Source organism: Nocardia sp. NPDC127579 (genome assembly GCF_042672005.1).
Taxonomy (GTDB): Bacteria; Actinomycetota; Actinomycetes; order Mycobacteriales; family Mycobacteriaceae; genus Nocardia.
The window spans coordinates 97,076-115,927 of the sequence record NZ_JBHXVZ010000003.1 but is presented as its reverse complement, the minus strand read 5'-3'; the positions used below and the strand labels follow the sequence as shown (position 1 = coordinate 115,927).

Annotated in this window: 18 protein-coding genes and 2 pseudogenes; 9 read left to right on the top strand and 11 right to left on the bottom strand. The window is 67.4% G+C overall.

Going from position 1 to position 18,852, the window contains the following annotated elements; all coding sequences use genetic code 11:
• Positions 1-53 precede the first annotated feature (53 nt).
• On the top strand, positions 54-875 hold the full coding sequence (locus ACFVMC_RS12845; protein WP_379209745.1) for an SDR family NAD(P)-dependent oxidoreductase: 822 nt from the start codon (positions 54-56) through the stop codon (positions 873-875).
• On the opposite strand, the gene ACFVMC_RS12840 is transcribed toward ACFVMC_RS12845, so the two are convergent.
• Positions 856-1,785, bottom strand: coding sequence for a MerR family transcriptional regulator (locus tag ACFVMC_RS12840; RefSeq protein ID WP_379209743.1), 930 nt, complete (start codon positions 1,783-1,785; stop codon positions 856-858). The genes ACFVMC_RS12845 and ACFVMC_RS12840 overlap by 20 nt on opposite strands.
• 36 nt (positions 1,786-1,821) lie before the next feature.
• A complete protein-coding gene (locus tag ACFVMC_RS12835) occupies positions 1,822-2,808 on the bottom strand; it encodes a DUF5996 family protein (protein ID WP_379209741.1) in 987 nt (328 codons plus the stop codon).
• A gap of 62 nt (positions 2,809-2,870) precedes the next feature.
• On the opposite strand from ACFVMC_RS12835, the gene ACFVMC_RS12830 reads away from it, so the two are divergent.
• Positions 2,871-4,022: an LLM class flavin-dependent oxidoreductase gene (locus ACFVMC_RS12830; RefSeq protein ID WP_379209739.1), complete on the top strand. Its 1,152-nt coding sequence runs from the start codon at positions 2,871-2,873 to the stop codon at positions 4,020-4,022.
• Positions 4,019-4,675, top strand: a complete 657-nt coding sequence (locus tag ACFVMC_RS12825) for a CE1759 family FMN reductase (protein ID WP_379209737.1) — start codon at positions 4,019-4,021, stop codon at positions 4,673-4,675. Before ACFVMC_RS12830 ends, ACFVMC_RS12825 begins: the two co-directional genes overlap by 4 nt.
• Positions 4,676-4,678: 3 nt before the next feature.
• On the opposite strand, the gene ACFVMC_RS12820 is transcribed toward ACFVMC_RS12825, so the two are convergent.
• A complete protein-coding gene (locus tag ACFVMC_RS12820; RefSeq protein WP_379209735.1) occupies positions 4,679-5,335 on the bottom strand; it encodes a hypothetical protein in 657 nt (218 codons plus the stop codon).
• 131 nt (positions 5,336-5,466) lie between these two features.
• Between ACFVMC_RS12820 and ACFVMC_RS12815 the strand changes: the two genes are divergently transcribed.
• Positions 5,467-5,673, top strand: coding sequence for a hypothetical protein (locus ACFVMC_RS12815; RefSeq protein WP_379209734.1), 207 nt, complete (start codon positions 5,467-5,469; stop codon positions 5,671-5,673).
• A 7-nt stretch (positions 5,674-5,680) separates the two neighbouring features.
• Here the strand turns inward: ACFVMC_RS12815 and ACFVMC_RS12810 are convergent, their stop codons facing one another.
• From ACFVMC_RS12810 to ACFVMC_RS12800, 3 genes and pseudogenes are all read right to left on the bottom strand, one after another.
• A complete protein-coding gene (locus ACFVMC_RS12810) occupies positions 5,681-6,109 on the bottom strand; it encodes a PPOX class F420-dependent oxidoreductase (protein WP_379209732.1) in 429 nt (142 codons plus the stop codon).
• A 166-nt stretch (positions 6,110-6,275) separates the two neighbouring features.
• A pseudogene (locus ACFVMC_RS12805) lies at positions 6,276-7,034 on the bottom strand (collagen binding domain-containing protein); the annotation flags it as partial.
• A gap of 270 nt (positions 7,035-7,304) precedes the next feature.
• Positions 7,305-9,584, bottom strand: a pseudogene (locus ACFVMC_RS12800) (MMPL family transporter); the annotation flags it as partial.
• A gap of 240 nt (positions 9,585-9,824) precedes the next feature.
• Here ACFVMC_RS12800 and ACFVMC_RS12795 point away from each other — a divergent pair.
• Together ACFVMC_RS12795 and ACFVMC_RS12790 are read left to right on the top strand one after the other, a co-directional pair.
• Positions 9,825-10,103: a hypothetical protein gene (locus tag ACFVMC_RS12795; RefSeq protein ID WP_379209730.1), complete on the top strand. Its 279-nt coding sequence runs from the start codon at positions 9,825-9,827 to the stop codon at positions 10,101-10,103.
• A gap of 9 nt (positions 10,104-10,112) precedes the next feature.
• A complete protein-coding gene (locus ACFVMC_RS12790) occupies positions 10,113-11,057 on the top strand; it encodes a hypothetical protein (RefSeq protein WP_379209728.1) in 945 nt (314 codons plus the stop codon).
• Here ACFVMC_RS12790 and ACFVMC_RS12785 read toward each other — a convergent pair whose 3' ends face one another.
• Complete coding sequence (locus ACFVMC_RS12785) at positions 11,058-11,576, bottom strand: hypothetical protein (RefSeq protein WP_379209726.1); 519 nt, start codon at positions 11,574-11,576, stop codon at positions 11,058-11,060.
• Between the two features lie 184 nt (positions 11,577-11,760).
• Here ACFVMC_RS12785 and ACFVMC_RS12780 point away from each other — a divergent pair, with 184 nt between their 5' ends.
• Positions 11,761-13,125: a HupE/UreJ family protein gene (locus ACFVMC_RS12780; protein WP_379209725.1), complete on the top strand. Its 1,365-nt coding sequence runs from the start codon at positions 11,761-11,763 to the stop codon at positions 13,123-13,125.
• 96 nt (positions 13,126-13,221) lie between these two features.
• Positions 13,222-15,999: an AAA domain-containing protein gene (locus ACFVMC_RS12775; protein ID WP_379209723.1), complete on the top strand. Its 2,778-nt coding sequence runs from the start codon at positions 13,222-13,224 to the stop codon at positions 15,997-15,999.
• On the opposite strand, the gene ACFVMC_RS12770 is transcribed toward ACFVMC_RS12775, so the two are convergent.
• Positions 15,915-16,955, bottom strand: coding sequence for a CPBP family intramembrane glutamic endopeptidase (locus tag ACFVMC_RS12770; protein ID WP_379209721.1), 1,041 nt, complete (start codon positions 16,953-16,955; stop codon positions 15,915-15,917). The genes ACFVMC_RS12775 and ACFVMC_RS12770 overlap by 85 nt on opposite strands.
• A 245-nt stretch (positions 16,956-17,200) precedes the next feature.
• Between ACFVMC_RS12770 and ACFVMC_RS12765 the strand changes: the two genes are divergently transcribed.
• Positions 17,201-17,638 carry a hypothetical protein gene (locus ACFVMC_RS12765; RefSeq protein ID WP_379209719.1) on the top strand — a complete coding sequence of 146 codons (438 nt, stop codon included), beginning with the start codon at positions 17,201-17,203 and terminating at the stop codon, positions 17,636-17,638.
• Between the two features lie 12 nt (positions 17,639-17,650).
• On the opposite strand, the gene ACFVMC_RS12760 is transcribed toward ACFVMC_RS12765, so the two are convergent.
• The 3 genes from ACFVMC_RS12760 to ACFVMC_RS12750 are packed head-to-tail and all read right to left on the bottom strand — an operon-like array spanning position 17,651 to position 18,785.
• Positions 17,651-18,055, bottom strand: a complete 405-nt coding sequence (locus ACFVMC_RS12760) for a hypothetical protein (protein WP_379209717.1) — start codon at positions 18,053-18,055, stop codon at positions 17,651-17,653.
• Between the two features lie 14 nt (positions 18,056-18,069).
• The gene (locus ACFVMC_RS12755; RefSeq protein ID WP_379209715.1) at positions 18,070-18,345 is read right to left on the bottom strand and encodes an SHOCT domain-containing protein; all 276 of its coding nucleotides are present in this window, start codon (positions 18,343-18,345) and stop codon (positions 18,070-18,072) included.
• Positions 18,346-18,359: 14 nt separating this feature from the next.
• Positions 18,360-18,785 carry a DUF6325 family protein gene (locus ACFVMC_RS12750; RefSeq protein WP_379209713.1) on the bottom strand — a complete coding sequence of 142 codons (426 nt, stop codon included), beginning with the start codon at positions 18,783-18,785 and terminating at the stop codon, positions 18,360-18,362.
• Positions 18,786-18,852: the final 67 nt, after the last annotated feature.

The window sequence follows — 18,852 nt, the reverse complement described above, 5'->3', positions numbered from 1 at the left end:
ACACGCGCGTACTGTCGACTGCGTTCCGCTCGACCACGAAAGGCACCCACCCGATGAGCGATATGACCGATCGCACCGTCCTGATCACCGGTGCGACCGATGGCCTGGGCCGGGAGCTCGCCACCCGGCTCGCCGCCGCGGGCGCACGGCTGATCCTGCACGGCCGCGACGCCGAGCGGGCCGCGTCGCTCACCGCCGAGATCACGGCCGCGGGCGGTCACAAGCCGACCACGGTCCTGGCCGAGGTGTCCCGGCTCGCCGAGGTCGACCGGCTGGCCGACGACATCCTCGCCCACACCGGCCGATTGGACGTCCTGGTCAACAATGCCGGGACCGGTGGCCTGTCGGACCGCGTCCTCACCACCGACGGCAACGAATTCATCTGGGCCGTCAATCATCTGGCGCCGTACCGGCTGACGCGGCGGCTGCTGCCACTGCTACGCGCATCGGCTCCGGCGCGCGTGGTGAATGTGGCCTCGGCGGGCCAGGAGGCGATCGACTTCGACGATCTCACCTTCGAGCACGGCTACGCGGGCTTCGCCGCCTACTGCCGCGCCAAGCTGGCGATGGTCATGTCGACCATCGAGTTCGCCGCCGAACTGGCTGGTTCCGGCGTCACGGTCAATGCTCTGCACCCTGCCACCCTGATGCCGACCACCATGGTGCTGGGCGCGGGCATCGCACCGGTCAGCACTCTCGACGAGGGCGCCGTGGCGACCCTGCGCCTGATCTGCGACCCCGCCCTGGCCCGGACCAGCGGCCGGTACTTCGACGGTCTGATCGAGAGTGACCCGCATCCGCAAGCCGCCGATCCCGCGGCCCGGCGTCGCCTGACCGAAATCAGCGACGCCGCGATCAGTTCGGCGCTGGGCTGAGCCGCAACGACCGGTACAACCAGTCGTGCGCCCGCCCCACCGTGACCGGCGTCCGGGATACGACGCCGGTCAGCGTCCAGTAGCGGTGGATCCGGGGATCCTCGTCGGTCGCGTCGGCGAGCAGCAGGCGGCGGAAGGTGGCGCAATCCTGTTCGCCGCGCGCCCCGGCGTGCACATCGACGAACCGGTCGAGTTCGGTTCCCGCACGCGGTCGCTCCCGCGCCGATACCAACGGCATCACCTCGATCAGCACCTCGCCGACGCTCGTGAACAGTGCGCGCCGATCCCGGATCGTCTCCGGCCGCCAGCGCCACATCTGCTGGCCCATCACCCCGAGCAGGTCGGGATCATCGACGAGATCGGCGAGTTCGGCAAAGGCGACCACCTCCTCGACCGACGGATCGACCGACGGCCTCGGGATATTGGCGCAGACGAAGCTGTCGAAATCCGCGCGCGTACAGGTCGGGAAGAAGCGCCGCCAGAACCGCACCACGCGGTCGTGCGCGGTGTGCCCGTCCTGCGCCGCGGCCAGCAGCGCGAGCCGGCGAGCGCGTTCGGCGTGCGGCGCGTCCGCCACTGCCCGCAGCGAGGCTCGCCGCCACGCCAGTTCGCGGAATTCGTCCTCGACCAGGGCACTTTCGGCGGCGATCACCTCACCGATGGACCGTTCGCCGAGCAACACCTCGGCAATCGAACTCAGTCCGAGTCCGAGCGCCCGTAGCTGCCGTACCAACAGCAACCGTTCGACCGCGCCGTCGGCCTCGAACATGCGATGCCCGCCCGCGCTGCGCCGCGCCTCCAACAGCCCCTCGTCGCAGTAGAAACGGATCGTGCGCACCGAAAGCCCGGCCCGGCTTGCCAATTCCCCGATACCGATCAGCTCGCCCCGCTGCCGTTCAGCCATCACCATCTGTCGTACCTCCACCCACCGGAGGATCCAGCCTACTCAGTGGCCTTCCGGCCACTGAGGCCAGCGGGGATCGTGCCGGCGGCGCACCGGGTCGGTGATGCCGCCCCAGCAGGTGAGTTCGCGGGCGGGCCACCCGGCCAGGTCCGCCCCGGCGATGTAGGCCGACTGGAAGAACTCGAGCGCGGAGCCGACCGGGTCGGCGCTGGCGCGAGCCGCGTCGTAGGCGTAGTAGGCGCTGTGACTGCTCCCGGCGGAAACCCAGTGCGCCCCATCCGGACTCAAGCGGCGCTCGGTGATCCCCGGCGGTTCGGGGGCGGTATAGGAGTAGAAGGTGGGTTCGGTGACGGTGTCGTCGCCGAACCAGAAGCCCGCGGAGATGTCCTCCCGCGAATAGGCTTCGCGGGTCACCGGATCGACGCTGTCGGGCATGTCGATGTGCCGCAGCGAGAACCGCTGCACCGCGAGATCGAAGGTGTGCCAGAACAATTGGACCGGGCTGATGGTGCCGGAGAACGTCGAACTGAACTCCTCGAGCACCCGGCCCACCTGACTGTGCACATGGAACGCGCGTTGCGCCAGCTCCGGCACATAGTCCGCGTGCTCGGTGTCCTCGGCGAACGGACGCTCCCGATCCGGCAGGTCGTAGGGGTAGGGCCGGGCGACCATGGCGCCGACCTCCACCTCGCGCAGCGCCGCCATGGCCGCGGTGTAGAACGTGGCGACCGACTGCCCCTGGAGTGGCACCACCGCCTGGGCGCCACGATCGGTCGCGATCCGCAACTCGTGGTCGAAGAAGTCGAACGCACAGGTGAAGACCGGGCCGTTGCGGGCGGTGCCGAGCGGAACGGTGGTCCAGCCGCGAGCAGTGAGCCGATAGGTCATATGCCACCAGTGATTGCGCCGGATTCCCGCGGCCAGGGCCACTTTTCCGATGATCTGGGCGAACCGGTGCAGCGTCTCCTTGGTGGGGCGCCAGGAGTCCAGGGGGATGGCGGGCAGTGGTTCCGACGTCCAGTCCTGCATCACTCGAGTGTGCCACGAGTTTGCCGTAGGCTGGATCACGGTCCGGCGCACAAGGAGGGCACATGCAGTTCGGCGTCTTCACGATCGGCGATGTCACTCCCGATCCGACCACCGGCACGGCGCCCACCGAAGCCGAGCGGATCCAGGCGATGCTCGCCATCGCGCTCAAAGCCGAGGAGGTCGGCCTCGATGTGTTCGCCACCGGCGAGCACCACAATCCCCCGTTCGTGCCGTCTTCGCCGACCACCATGCTCGGCTATATCGCCGCCCGGACCGAGCATCTGGTGCTGTCGACGGCGACCACGCTGATCACCACCAACGATCCGGTCAAGATCGCCGAGGACTACGCCATGCTCCAGCACCTGGCGCAGGGCCGCGTCGATCTGATGCTGGGGCGTGGCAACACCGGCCCGGTGTATCCCTGGTTCGGCAAGGACATCCGCGACGGCATCCCGCTGGCCATCGAGAACTACCATCTGCTGCGCAAGCTGTGGCGGGAGCCGGTGGTGAACTGGCAGGGCAAGTTCCGCACGCCACTGCAGAACTACACCTCCACCCCGATGCCGCTGGACGACACGCCTCCGTTCGTCTGGCACGGCTCCATCCGCTCACCCGAAATCGCCGAGCAGGCGGCCTATTACGGTGACGGGTTCTTCCACAACAACATCTTCTGGAACAAGGAGCACACCCAGCAGATGGTGCGGCTGTATCGCGAACGCTTCGAGCACTACGGCCACGGCGCGGCGAACCAGGCGATCGTCGGCCTGGGCGGGCAGGTATTCATGGCCGATTCCGAAGCCGAGGCCAAGAACTTCTTCCGGCCCTACTTCGACAACGCCCCGGTCTACGGGCACGGGCCGTCGCTGGAGGAATTCGCCGAACTCACACCGCTCACCGTCGGCACACCGCAGCAGGTGATCGAACGGACCCTGGGCTTCGCCGACTACGTCGGCGACTATCAGCGCCAGCTGTTCCTGATGGATCACGCGGGGCTCCCGCTGAGCGTGGTGCTCGAGCAGATCGAGTTGCTCGGACGGGAGGTGGTTCCGGTGCTGCGCAAGGAATTCGAGGCCCGTCGCGCCGCCGGCGTGCCGAGCGATCCGCCCACTCACGACACCTTGTCGGAACTGGGACCCGACGCGCCCTACCATCTCGTCGAGCCGGGCCGGGCAGTCGCGCTCGACCAGCTCGGCGCCGAGGAGTCCGAGCCGTGACGCGCCGGGTGGTGATCGTGACCGCGGGCCTGTCGCAGCCCTCGGCGACCCGCATGCTGGCCGATAGTCTCGGCGCCGCGGTCGCCGCCGCCGTCTCCGGCCGGGGCGAGTCGCTCGAACTCCAGGTCGTCGAATTACGGGAACTGGCACAGGAATTGGCGACCATGATGACCACCGGCGGCCTGCCCACCGCGGGCGTCGCCGCCGTCCGCGAACAGATCTCCGCCGCCGACGGCCTGATCGCCGTGACACCGGTCATGGCCGCCGGCTACAGCGGCCTGTTCAAGATGTTCTTCGACGCCCTCGACCCGGACGCGCTCAACGGCATGCCCGTCCTGATCGGCGCCACCGCCGGCACCGCCCGGCACTCGCTCGTGCTGGACTACGCGCTGCGCCCGCTGTTCGTCTACCTGCGCGCCACCGTCGCCACCACCGGTGTCTTCTGCGCCAACGAAGACCTCAACGCCGCCGACACCACCGACCGGGTCACCCGTGCCGCCGCCGAATTCGCCGGGCTGCTGCTCGCCGAGGACACCGTTGTCCGCGGCTTCCTCTCCGACGACGGCCAGCGGTCCCGCCGCTCCGGCAACGATCTGGGGCGCTCCGCCCCGTTCACCGAACTCCTCGCCGGACACGACGGCACCTCCGGCTGAGCGTCATCTCCTGCGATGTTCCCGGCAGTATTCGACATGCAACCACTGCCGCTGTTCGTCGACGGTGATCTCGGCGCAGCAGTGCGTGTCCGGCTCCTCGTGCATATGCCGTGGGCAGTCCTCGACCAGCTCGCGCAACGCGGGCGCTTCGAGGTCGAATGCGGTTCTGCTGCCGACCAGAAACAGGGTGTCAGCGGTGATCCGTTGCCGGAGAACATCTTTGAATTCACGATCCCAGCGTGCGGCCGCTACGTCGGCTACCTGCGCGGCCTGCGGCAGCCCCCGGCAGAACACCGTGTGCGGCTGTCCGCTCCCGAGCCGGGCTCGCACGTCCTTCCATCGCGACACCGGAAACCGCAGACTGTGGTGCAGCAGCACCAGATCCAGCGGCGGCTCGGTACCGTGCCCGTAGTCGTTGCATTCGAAGCCGTTGCGCCGCAGCGGAAGATAGATGATCGTGCGCGGCGATCGCGCCGCCAGCTCCCACGCCATCCCCAAGGTCAGCGCCGCCGTCTTGTCGACGGTCAGCTGAGCCCCGAGATACCCCTCGTGCAGCGGCGCGTGCGTCACGGTCTGCGCGGGCCGCACCACCCGGTACTCCCGCGGGCCCAATCGCACCGTACTGACCAGCGTTCGCCACCGCTGCCCCGCCTGTCGCATGCCCCCTCCTCCGATCCGCCCGGTGACGATACCGCGCGGGCACCCCACAATCCTCGGCTGCCGCGTGCGGCGTGCAACGCCTACGGTAGGGCGAGAAGATCGACTCACCACCACACCCGGAAGAGGATCTGATGCGCAACCCGAAACTCTGGCTCGCCGCCCTCGCCCTCGCCCTCGCCCCGCTCGCCGCTGCCGCACCTGCCGCCGCGACCGGGCTGCCGCTCACTCCTACCGAGGAGCCGGCGGTCATCGACCAGCAGCAGCCGTGCGTCAATTACCCCGGCAACATCCCCTGCAACCTGTCCACCTTCTCCGCTCAACTCGGCATCGGCCGGTAGCCGGTTCTTATCCGGCCTCGGGTTCGCGCCGATGCCAGGCGTGGCGGGTGTCGTACCACTGGTCACCCGCCGGCACGCCCGCCAGATTCCAGCTCCACGATCGAACCGGCGTGATGCGCAGATAGTGGCCGGGGCCCACCAGGCCCGTGCGCTCGACCGGCGGTTCGGCGTGACCGTAAATGCGAATACCGCGCGCGACGAACGGGTCGAGTGAGACCAGATCGTCGACTACCAATGCCACCTCCGCATTGCCCGCGATGATATTGCGGGCCTTACGCGTCGACGCAACGGTCGCGCCGCCGCCGACCCAGATGGCGGCATCGTCGAACTCGAAGGCAACCGGAACAACGTCCGGTTGCCCGTCGGTGGCACGGGTGGCGAGACGAGCGAGCGGCTGTGACCGCAGGTAGCCGATTTCGGCGTCCGTGAAGCTCATGCCCGCCGATTATTCCGCACCGGAGGCGTCACGAGCAGCAGGTCGCGGGCGCAGCCGGTTCGGTGGCCTGCACGATGGCCGAGTGCATCCCGTCTGCCATCGAGTGCGTCGAGGGTGATCTCGACGCCGCGCGCTCGTCGAGCAACTCCTCCGGGGGCTGCTGCCCTCACACCGGTGCCGACTCCAGGAATTCCTCGGACTCGAAACCCAGCCGGACAACGTGCGCGATTTCGCCGCGCGTCACGGTGATCTCGCTGGTCACCAGCGGGTAGCCGCGGGCCACGATGGTGTATTCGCCTTCGTGCAGGCCGGTCACCCGGTAGCGGCCGTGGGCGTCGGTGCGCGCGGCCGCTACCGCTACGCCGGTTCGGTCGAGGACGGTGACGTGGGCGTCGTGGACCGCCAGGTCCCCGGCGCGGACGGTGCCCCGCAGGATCGCCATCGGTGCGAGTTCGATGTCGAAACGCATCTGCTCGTTGTTCGGCAGGGTCAAAGTCGTTGCGCTGGGCCGCAGCTCGGCGGCGGTCGCGACGAGCGTGTGCGAGCCCGACGGCACGGCATCGAACGCGTAGGCGCCGTCGGCCGCCGTCGCGACGCCGTCGATCACCTCACCGTGCTGGTCGGTCAGCGTGACCGTGGCACCCGCCACGGGTTCGCCCGTCGCAGTGCGCACCACACCCGAGACTGCCGCGGATCCGTACAGTGTCGCGTCGACCCGCTGGAGCAAGCCGTCCACGGCGGTGACGTTCACCGCGACCGGTCGATATCCCTCCGCCGCGAAGATCAGGACGTAGTTTCCCGGCGCGGGCGGGACGATCTCGTAGTCGCCGTCGCTGTCACCGTTGGTGCGTGAAACCTGTTGCCCGCGTGGGTCGAACAGCGTCAGCAGGGTGCCGGATACCTGCCGCCCGTCATCGCGGCGAATGCGGCCCGCGATACGGCCGCCCGCCGGATCCGGTCGTCGATTCTGTCCGCCTACCCGATCTTGTCGCGGACTCGGTCCCCCTACCGAACCTTGTCCCGGACTCCGCCTCCCTACCTGATCTCGTCGCACAGTCTGGTCCCCTACCGGGCCCTGTCGTGGATTCTGTTGCGGCCCAAGGCCATTGACGCCCACGAGGGCGACCTCGTCAGATACCGGCTCGGGAACCACCGTGCGAGGCACGACGACCGGCGCCGGCGCGACCCGGACCACCCGGGACTCCCGCAGCTTGGCCCCCTCGACATCGATATCGGGCAGCACCCGGTCGAGCCAGCCCGGAATCCACCACGAATGCCTGCCGATGATCACCAGCAGCGCCGGAACCAGCACCATCCGCACTACGAAGGCGTCGATGGCGACACCGGCGGCCAGCGCGAAGCCCATGGATTTCGCGGTGACATCGGATTCGAGCAGGAAGGAGCCGAACACCGAGATCATGATGACCGCCGCGGACGTGACCACCCGCGCACCGTGGTGATATCCGGCGATCATGGCCGCTTGCGGCGACTTCCCGTGCACGTATTCCTCGCGCATGCGGGTCACCAGGAAGACCTGATAGTCCATGGCGAGCCCGAACACCAAGCCGATCAACATGATCGGCAGGAAGCTCACGATCGGCTGCGGATCCGCGATCAGCCCGAACGCGCCCTCCTGGAAGATCAGCACGGTCGCGCCGAAGGTGGCCGCCATGGACAGCAGGAATCCGAGGGCCGCGGTCAGCGGCACCAGGATCGAGCGGAACACCAGGATCAGCAGGACGAACGCCGCACCGGCCACGATCGCCAAGTAGGGCACGATCTTGCCGAGCAGCACGTGGTCCATGTCGGCGTAGATCGCGGTGGTGCCGGTGATTCCGAACTCCAGGCCGTACCGCTCGGTCAGCTCCGCTTCGGCGGCTCGCGCGTCGCGCACCAAATCCTTGGTGGCCTGGTCGTTGGGCCCCGCGCGCGGGACACCGTTCAGCATGACGCCGAGTCCGTTCGCGCTGAACTGCGGCGTCGTCACGTAGTCCATCTCGGGGAATTCGGCGAGCCGGTCACGCAGCGCGGCCACCGCGGCGTCGCGCGCGTCCGCCGGCACATGCTGCAAATCCGCGGCCACCGTCAGGATGCCGTTGCTTCCCTCGCCGAACCCGGCCGTCCTGATGTCGTAGGCCTTGCGGACCGTGGAGTTGGTCGGAAAGCTGTCCTCACCGGGCAGGCCCAGCTGCAACCCGAGCGCCGGAACAGCCAGTGCGACAAGGGCCGCCACGGCGAGGGCCAGCGCCGCCCAGGGACGCCGGCCGATCAACCGGGCAACCCGCATGCCGTTGGTGACCGACGTGTCATCCTCCTCCGGATCGTGCCGGGCCACCAGCGGCAGTCTCGGCCGGAACAGGAGGCGGCCGAACGCGCCCAGCAGGGCGGGCATCAGGCCGATCGCGGTCAGCACCGCGAAGAACGCCGCGATCGCGCCACCCAACCCCATGAAGGTCAGGAAGTTCACCCCGACGATACTCAGCGCGCTCAACGCGACAATGACGGTGAGACCGGCGAACACCACCGCCGAACCCGCCGTACCGACCGCGATACCGGCTGCCTCCTCGGGGCTTTCGGCAGCGTGTAATTCGTGTTTGTACCGGGAGACGATGAACAGCGCGTAGTCGATGGACAGCGCGATGCCGATCATCGAGGCCAGGAAGGTCGTGAAGCTCGGTACCTCGATGATCGAGGTGCTCAGCGCGATGAGCAGCATCGCGGCCCCGAGACCGACCAGCGCGGTGATGATCGGGACAAAGGCCGCGACGAACGCGCCGAAGGCGATCACCATGACCACCAGCGCCACGCCCATGCCGATCATCTCGGCCTGACCACTGGGTTGTTCCTGTTCCTGCTGAATGGCTCCGCCGAGTTCGACGGTCAATCCCTTAGCGCGGGCCGGATCGGCGACGGCGTAGGCGGCTCGGCGTTGTTCGTCGGTGATGTCGGCCGCGGAGTCGATGTCGAACGGCACCGTGAGCACGGCGACGGTGGCCGGCGCGTCGGCGCTGAGTACATTCAGCGGTGCACCCGAGCACGCCGCCGGGTCGGCGGCGCGCAGGCAGCCCATCGCCTCGGCGGTCTCGACCGGATTCTGTAGTGCCTCAGCATCTTTCGCGGCGACCAGGGTGCGCCCGCCGTCCTCGACCGACAGCGTTTTCAGGTCCGTGATGAGTGCGGCGATGGCGGCGCTGTTACGCGCGTCGGTGAGTTTCGTCCCGGCCGGCGCCGCGATGACGTACGCGCCGCTGACGGCATCGACGCCGAATCGGGCCGACATTCCCGGGAATTGCTTGTCCAGAATGTCGGTGGCGCGTTCGGACGGCAGCGACGGCATGCTGAACTCGTCGCTCATCGGCTTGCTCAGCATGCCGCCGGCGACACCGAGCACGCCGAGCAGCAGCAGCCACACCGGCAGCACCATCCACTTGCGGCGGAAGGCGAATTTGCCCCAGCGATAAAGGTATACGGACACGAAGGGTTCTCCTGGAAGTAACCGGTTGTGCTGAATTCAGGGCCCGATACAGCACCTTCGCGGCCCGCCGTGCGTGCGAACTGCTCCCCCGCCGTCGCTTTTCCACGGACGTAAACGGAGGAAATACCTCTGGTTTCGAGAGCCTACCGCACGCGCGGAGCCACCCGCGGCGGGGCCGTCATCAGCCGACGCGGCGAAACCGCCCGATCCGAGCGGCATCTCGGACTAGCGTGACGCCTTATGGCTACCAGGGATGTCACCGTGACCGTGTCCATGGACGATGCCCAATGGCACACGCTCCACGACGCGGCCGAGTGCGCGGGAATGACGTTGGAGGCGTACCTGTCCTGGGGCGTCCGTTTGCTGGCGACCCAGCCGCGCCCCGGCAAGAACCTCACCGGCGCAGCCCCCACCCGAATCACGTCCCCGCGCAGTGCGGCCGAGGAGACAGAGTCGGCATGGACGGAATCCTTCGCCGAACGCCTGTCCCATCGAGCCGAACCGTACCGGGAGATCTGAGAGTCCGGTATGGCACAACAGAAGACAGCGCGCGGCTACGTGCGGAAGTATCGGTGGGCGGCGTATTTCCTGGCCCTGGTGATTTGCACGGTGCTCGGCGTCGTCCTCTGGATTACCACGCCGCCGACGGCCGACGCGGTCGACCGGCTCGGAACCCGGCTCGCGCCGGGATTCCTGAGCGCGGCCATCGTCGCGTTCCTGTTTCTGCTCAGCGAATGGATCAAGACCGGCGACGACGAACTCGGCAAACAGGAGAGCGCCGAGGCCGACGACAAAATGCGCGAGTCCATCACGAAACTGGCGACCCAGGTCGAGGCGCAAGCCGCGGAGATCCGTGTGCTGCGGGCCGAACTGGACATCGACGGCCGCGCGAAAGACCTTGCCCGCGTCGGGATCACCGGCGGGTACGGCGGACGTATCGTCCCGAACGAACGGGAATATCTACAGCGCTACCTGAACGCGAGCAAAGGGGTCGACATGATCGGCCTCGACTTCAGTTCGATCACCCGCAATTTCGCGTCCTATTCGCGATTCCGCCCGGGCATCCGGGTGCGAGTTCTCATGCTCGATCCGGACTACCCGGCGGCCGCGAGTTCCTATGTGGGACAGCGGACCACCGAGGAGCGGCAGCCGCGCCCCAGACAGGTCAGCGGTGCACAACTGTTCTGCCAGAACTTCGCGCGCTGGCGCAACGAGCTACCCGCCGAACAGCAGGGCGCGCTCGACTATTCGATTCGGCTTTATCAGACCCTGCCCGCGATCCACTATGTCCGCTACGACGACGAGATCCTGTTCGGCCCGTATCTCATCGAGAAGAGCAGCGAGAACACCTTCACGGCGATCTCCAACAGCGGAACGCCGATCTTCGCGCAGCTGACCGAACACTTCGAGGCTCTGTGGACGCGGTGGTCGCGTCCACCGAACGACGATTGGTTCGATATCACCCGGCCGTGATCATCGGAAGAGGACGTCGATGATCATGACCGAGCCGGCGCCGCCGCTGCCGCCGCCGACCGAGCCCGCGTTGGCGATCTGACGGGTGCCGAGCACCAGTTGCTGGCCCGCGCCCGGGCCACTCTGGATGCCGAGCGTGCTGATGGCGTTCTGGCCCACGGGTGAGGTGACCCAATTGCCCGAAACGACGCTCACCGATCCATCGGACCAGGCGATCGTCCCATTTGCCGGATTACCGCCCGCGCCCGTTCCGGAATTGCTGCCGGTCGCGACATTGAACGGATACCTGATATTCAGCATGCCGCCGGTGACGCCGGGTAATTGCGGGCTGGCGCAATCGGTGAGCCCGCCGGTCACGTTGGTGTCCATCCCGACACTGCCGGTTCCCGGGACGTTGGTGGTGGTCAGCTGACCGCCGTAGCAGCCACCGGCGACCGGATCAGCGCCGGCCGTACCGATCAGCGCGGGGAGGGCGAGTGCCGCTCCGAACAGAACCGCAGTACAGCGTTGAATTCGCATTCGAGTACCTTTCGCCGTGATGCACGGGTGCATCTCGATGGCAGTACGAACGACATATCGATGGTAGGCCGATCGGCCAGGGCCGGCCATGCGCCCCGGGCTCTGCGCACACCTGCCGGTGGCCGTCCCGAAGATAGGTCGATCGACCGATTCGGCAGTGTTCACGGCGACGGACCATCGACGAGTGAGACGAATACTGCGCTACGTGCTGGCCGCCACAGGGTCCGCGGCTGTTGTCCTGCTGCACAACCCGATTCCCGTCTCGGCCCACCCGATGCCGGGCACCTCGATTCTGCTCGATGTGGGTGAGTCGGCGATCGAAGCCGAATTGTCGATCCCCGCGGGCGATCTCGCGGAGGCCAGCGGAATCGATCTGAACTTGCGCGCCGACCTGTCGGCGGATTCCGCTGCGCTGGCGACCTATGTGCGTGAGCGCGTACGCCCGGCCACACGCGACGGTGTGCCGTGGACAGTCGAGATCAACGCCATGCGAATGGACTACGCGGACGGATCGGCGCTGGGTTCCTACAAGGAGCTCGTCGTCGACGCGGCGCTGACGCCACCGCCGAACGCCGATCCGCGCCGCTTCACCCTGAGTTACGACGTGGTCATCCGTGAGGTCGCCACCCATACCGCCGTCGTCTCGGCCCGCCGCGCCGGACAGGTGGATGCCGCCCATCGACTCGGCGTCCTGCGGATGACCGACGGCACCGTCGCCCCGCTGTCGGTGGATCTGACCGCTGCCGCCACCTGGCAGGGTTTCACCGAAATGGTCGTGCTCGGCGGCCACCATATTCTCGAGGGCACCGACCACCTCCTGTTCCTGTTCACCCTGCTGCTGCCCGCCGTCCTGATCTCCGAGGCCGGTCGCTGGCGTTCCGACAACCGCTGGCGGCGCGCGGTGCGGCACATCACCGCCGTCACGATCGCCTTCACCCTCGGCCATTCGGTCGCGCTCGTGGTCAGCGCGCTCACCCGCGCGCAGCTCCCGGCGGTGCCGGTCGAAACCCTCATCGCCGCAACGATTCTGGTGGGTGGCGTCCATATGGTCCGGCCGTTGTTCCCGGGCCGTGAAGCCGTCGTCGCCGGGGCGTTCGGCGTGATCCACGGCCTGGCCTTCTCCTTCACCCTCACCGAATTGCATTTGTCCACCGGCCAATTGGCGCTCAGCGTGCTCGGCTTCAATCTCGGCATCGAGGCGGTTCAGCTGGTCCTGGTCGCACTGGCGCTGCCGTCGCTGCTGGCACTCGCCACCACCCGCGCACAGCCGATACTTCGCGTGGGCAGCGCGGCGCTGGTGATCATCGCCGCGCTCGGCTGGGCGCTCGACCGCGTCGGCATCGCCAACCCCGTCGCGGCAGCCGCAGACCGGCTCGGCGGGTGGGTTCTGCCGATCATCGCCCTCGCGGCCGTTGCCGGCGCCGTCCCGGCGATCCGGTCCGTCTGCGACACCTCGCCCAGCGCGCATCGTCGACGGCACATCCGAATCTCGTTGAGGAACAGCACGAACAACAGTGTCGGGCAGACGATTCGGGCTTCGAACCGGTAGCCTGACCTCTGCGCGGAGGTGGAGTCACCGGCCCGGAGCGGGAGCTGCGCAGAGTACATGCACGGCATGGCGCAGTTCTGAATCGGAGGGGGTTCGGTGCTCGATCCGCGCGCGGTTGCGGTCGTCATCCGCCGGAAAGACGACCGGGTACCGGAGGACAAGACCCTCGAGATCAGCGAATGCGAACCCGGACAACAGCGGGTCCGCGTGCGCTACAGCGGGTTCAAGGATTATCACTTCGGCCCCGAACGGGTGAGCATTCTCGGCCGCCCCGCACCGGTCACGCTGGGAACCGGCCTGGTGTTGTTCGTGGACGGCGAGGCGGTGGCGGGAGCCGAGGCGGCGTACCTGTTCACCGGCCCGCCCGAGGCTGGGTCATGGTGGCATGTGCTGAGCGCGGCCGGTACTTGGAGCGCCCACAGCGCGGACCGGGTGCAGGTACTGCCGAACGCCGCCGCCCGCCCCCGCTCCCGGGATGTGCTGGCCTACTGGCGCACGGTCGCGCAGCGGCTGCCCGGCAGCGAGGTTCTGCTCCGCAACCACGAGAACCTCGAATTCGTGCACCCCGACAGCGCTCTGAGCCGCATCCTCGAGCACGCCCCGATCACTCCGCACCCGGACGACCGGGTGCCCTTGCCGGTGTACCCGTTCCGCACCAACGTCAGCCAGAGCGAGGCGACGCTGAAAGCCCTGCGATTCCCGGTCGCGGTGATCGACGGCCCACCGGGCACCGGAAAGACCCAGACGATCCTGAACATCATCGCCTCGGTGATCTGCGCCTCCGGCGCATCGGTCGGGGTGGTGTCGTTCAGCAATTCCGCCGTGGACAACGTCTTCGAGAAGCTGACCAGGGAAGGCTTCGGGATGGTCGCGGCCAATCTGGGGCGCAGAGTCAAGAAGCAGGAGTTCTTCGACGGCCAGGGATCCCGCAACGCGGCAGTCGATGCGATGTTGCGCAGCGCGCCGCCGCTCGCCGACGACGCCGCGACCGCGCTACGCCGGGTGAACCAGGACCTCGCCGAGCTTCTCGGTCACGATCGAGCACGTGCCGAGCTTCGCAATCGACTGCATGCTTACCAGCTCGAACAGCGACACTTCCAGACCTTCTTCGACCGGCATGAGGTTCCCGGCGCCGCGGACCTGCCGCTGCTGCGGCGCTACAGCGCCGCCAAACTCCTCGATTTCATCGCCGATACCGATCCCCGGTGGCTCCGCGACAGCGGTTGGGGCCGGATCGCCGACACGATGAATCGCTATGTCAAATACCGCGCGCTCCGCAAGGTCGACGCCGAGGACGCCGACGTCATCCTGCGGATTCAGCGCCTGTACTACGAGAAGAAGACGGCCGAACTCGAGCGCGGCATCGAGCAGCTGAGCAGGAAGCTGGCCGGAAGGAGATTCGACGAACTGCTCGCCGAACAGGCCGAGCTCTCCCGGCAGTTACTGGTCGAAGCACTGCGCATCAGGTACACGTCGATGTCCCGGACGATCCACGGCCCGCGGTATCGGCGGAACTTCGGTCAGTTCACCCGAGATTATCCGCTGATCCTGAGCACCTGCCATTCGCTCCAGAACAGCATCGGACCGTCGGCGCTACTCGACTATCTGATCATCGACGAAGCCTCCCAAGTGGATCTGCTGACCGTCGGCCCGGCCCTGGCCTGCGCGCGGAATGTCATCATTGTCGGTGACCTGCAACAACTTCCACCGGTCAGCACGGATCTCGCCGACCCGCCGTCGCCGCCGGATCCGGTGTTCGACTATCGGCGCAGCGTTCTGGCCGCGATCATCGAGTTGTACGGCGATCAGGTCCCGCGGGAGATGTTGCGGGAGCACTATCGATGCGATCCGGACATCATCGGCTTCTGCAACCGGACGTTCTACGACGGCAACCTGATTCCGTATACCACCAGCACGCCGGGAATCGCCTCGATGCGCGTGGTGCGGACCGCACCGGGCAACCATATGCGCTACATCCACGGCGACCCCGACCCGAAGTTCAACGGGCGCAGCAATCAACGCGAGATCGACGTGATCCTGCATGAGGTCCTGCCGTGGTTGAGTGCCGATATTCCGCCCGACGAGGTCGGCATCACCACGCCGTACCGGCGGCAGGCCGACAAGGTGACCGACGCGCTGATCGACTCCATCGAGTCCGACACCGTGCACAAATTCCAGGGGCGCGAAAAGACCGCGGTCGTCATGACCACCGTGCTGGACGGCACCGCCGGCCGGCGGTCCGTCGATTTCGCGGACGATCCACATCTGATCAATGTGGCCGTGTCCCGGGCGATATCGATGTTCGTCCTGGTCACACATCCCTCCGAACTGCCGGAGAGCCGGTACCTGCGCGATCTGATCGGATACATCCGCTATCGCGATCCGGCCCACGCTGTCCTCGACAGCGACATCGTGTCGATCTTCGACCTGCTCTACTCCGACTACACCGCACGGCGGCGCGCCCGTCCACGCCTCGGGTGGGGCCGGACCGCGGTGGACTCCGAGGACATCGCTCTGTCGATGCTCGAAGCAATACTCGCCGAAACTACTTACGGCCACATGGGAATACATCGACAGGTTCTGCTCCAGGATGTGTTTCCGCGCGACCTGGGCAGACTGGACGCACAGCACCGGCGATTCGCCCAGCGCCGGTCGTCCTTCGACTTCGTCATCTACAACCGGATCACCAACGCGAACCTCGGCGCCATCGAAGTCGACGGCTTCAGCTCGCATGAGGCTCGTCCGGAACAACGCGCCCGCGACGCCCTGAAGGACGAGATCTGTGCCCGCTACGATTTCGAACTGTTGCGCCTGCCGACGACCGGCAGTGGTGAAGCCGCCCGGGTCCGCAGATTCCTCGACCGCCTGCCCTGAGCACGTCGCTCGTCCACCGAGGTGTCGTCGGAGCCGCGTTCGACGAACAGCGTCTTGGCCGCATCGCACCTCACCGGATCACCCGAGTCCGGTGCCGCGGCAGCCGATCCCCTTGTAGTACTGGGCAATCCACGAGATCCGGCCGAGCGATCCGTGGGCGGCTCGGCCGACGGCGGAGCACCGAGTCGGCCACGCGTCACAGCCAGGGCCAGCAGCCCACCACCGCCCATGACCACGGCGTCGATCCACTGGTACACCGGATCGATCGCCGCCGCCTGCAACCCGTAGGCCAGGTTGGCGAACGTGTGCGCGGTAACGATGACCAGCACATTGCCCCCGGTGGAGTTGTACAGCCAGCCGAGCAGCACGGCGAACCCGGTCGTCGAGACCACGTAGAGCGGATAGTTCGAATCATGTTGCCCGACAGCCGGATTCCACCACAGCGGCAGGTGCCACAGCGACCACACCACCCCCAGCAGCAGATTCGCCGCCCACACCGGGAGCCGTTCCTGCAGGTGCGGTAACGCGAATCCGTGCCACCCCAGTTCCTCATCGATCCCGCCGCCGAGCACGAATGTGAACACCAGCAGGAACGGGAACGCGGCGAGTCCCGAAACCGCCCCCGCCCCATCCCAACTCGCCCCCGCGAGCAGTTGAACCGGCACGGTACCCAGCACCAGGACGGCCATCCCCGCCGTCGCCGCCAGATGGAACCGCGGCGCCGCACGCCACCGAAACGCGTACCGCAGGAACGGCCGCACCCCCGGTCCTCCCATGCGCCGGCTGGAGCAGATCACGGCAGCGACCGCAGGACCGAGCCCGCCCGGAATCATCAATACGATCCACGGCAGCTCCACCGGCACCGTGCCACGCTCGACCAACGCCGCCGGAACCCACCACATCCAGGTCAGCACGAACGCCAACCCGAAGAACCCGGCCACTCGCCCCCACGCCATACCGCCCCTCCGTCCACCGCATTCCGACACCTGGACGGTAGGCCGCGAATTCTCGATCGCCCTCACCCCACAGCGCTGCTTCGACCTCGTACCCAGGTTGCAGAACCCGCGGCACGATCGACATCGAGGACGCGACGCTCCCGGCCGCGCCGTCTTGATCGGGTTCGGCGCCACCGTCGTCTACGTTGAACGTGTTCTTGGCTGGTCATCCACGGGTTTCGATCGTGCTCCACGAGGAGAACACAGTGCGATTCTTGCGTCCTGCCCTGACCTTCGCGGCATCGGGAAGCCTATTGGCGGGGATCACAACCGCCTGGGCGGCACCGGCCTCCGCTGCCCCACCGCAGGCGGTCTGTGGAATCGACTACAAGACGGTGAGTTCGATGCGCATCGGCTCCTCGGGCACCGTCTACCTGACATACAACTCCTCGAACGGCAACAACTGCGTCGCGACGATCCGCGACAGCACTGGAAGCACCGTGGACATGTCCGTGCGGATCGAGGTCCCGGACACCGGGAGCTCGGCCGAGGACTTCGGCCGCTTCACCTCGCACACAGGCCCGGCCTACGTCTACGGCAGAGGACATTGCGTGAACTGGGGCGGCAGCATCGGCACCAAGTACGTGCAGATCTACAACTCCAACTGCGGGCGGCAGGAGCGCCGGGAAACCTACACCAGGTAACCGCGCGGCTCACTACCCCTGCGGATTCCAGGTCGAGGCCGCCCAGATGACGACGACATCCAGGGCGATGACAACCACGGCCCACCACGTGTTGTAGGGCAGCGAAAGGAAATTGAGGACCATCGACAGTCCCGCGAACGCGATGGCGGCCATGCGCGCCCAGGTCGCGCCCATCATCAGTCCCAGGGCAGTCAAACCGAGGATCACGCCGACCACGATGTGGATCCAGCCCCAGGTGGGGAGATCGAGTTGGTAGGTGTAGTCGAGATCGCGGGCGAAGACGCGGTCGTTGGAGACAGCCGAGATTCCTTGCAGCACCGAGGCGGCCGCGGCGACGAGCAGCAGCATGCCCACCGCGAAGGAGATGCCGAAGGCAAGCCCCTGTCGTGCGGGGTGCCGGGTTCCAGGTGTGACCATCGTTGTCCCTTTCGTCAGCCCAGCAACTGGGCTTTGGCAGCAGCGAATTCCGCGTCCGACAGCGCACCGGAGGCATGCAACCGGCCGAGCTTGTCCAGCCGGGAGACCAGATCGTCACCACTGTCGGCAGCCGGCGCCGGCGCGGCATAGGCCTGCTCCTCGGCCGCGCGCCGCTGCGAACGCCGGTTGACCGCGTTCGCCGTGGCGCTGGCGGTGCCGGTGATGACCGCGGTGCGTGCGACGGCGCCGAGCAGTCCGGGCCGGCCGAATCTCGCTCTGCGAATTACCATGTGCTGCACCCTTTCTACGGAGTCGCCAGCGCGGCATCCATGCTCTCGCGAGGCACCTGGATATGCAGGGTGACCTCGCCGCCACCCCGGCTCACGGCATCGGTCATGCCCCGGGCCCAGGTCTGTTCGTAGACCACCACGATCACCGAGGTGCCCGGACGCATCGTGTCGCGCACGATCTCGAGGTCGTCGACGCTGACCAGGTCGCGGGCGTCTATCCGCAGACCGGCGAGCCCGATTTGCTCGAGCGGTTCGTCCATCTCGATTTCGGTCAGGGAGCCGTCGGCGTCCTTGGACAGATAGATCAGATCCAGGACCGTCACGTAGCCACGGTCGACCACCTCGCCCAACGCGGCCCGCACGCCGCTGTCGACCCGAGTGCCGGGAAAGGTGAGCACGACCAGTTCTACCGGTCCCGGATTCGATGCTGATTCCGCCATGACGGCCATCGTGCCGCCGGGCGTGCGAGCTCACCTCACCCGAATCGGATGAAGCGGGGCGCGGCCG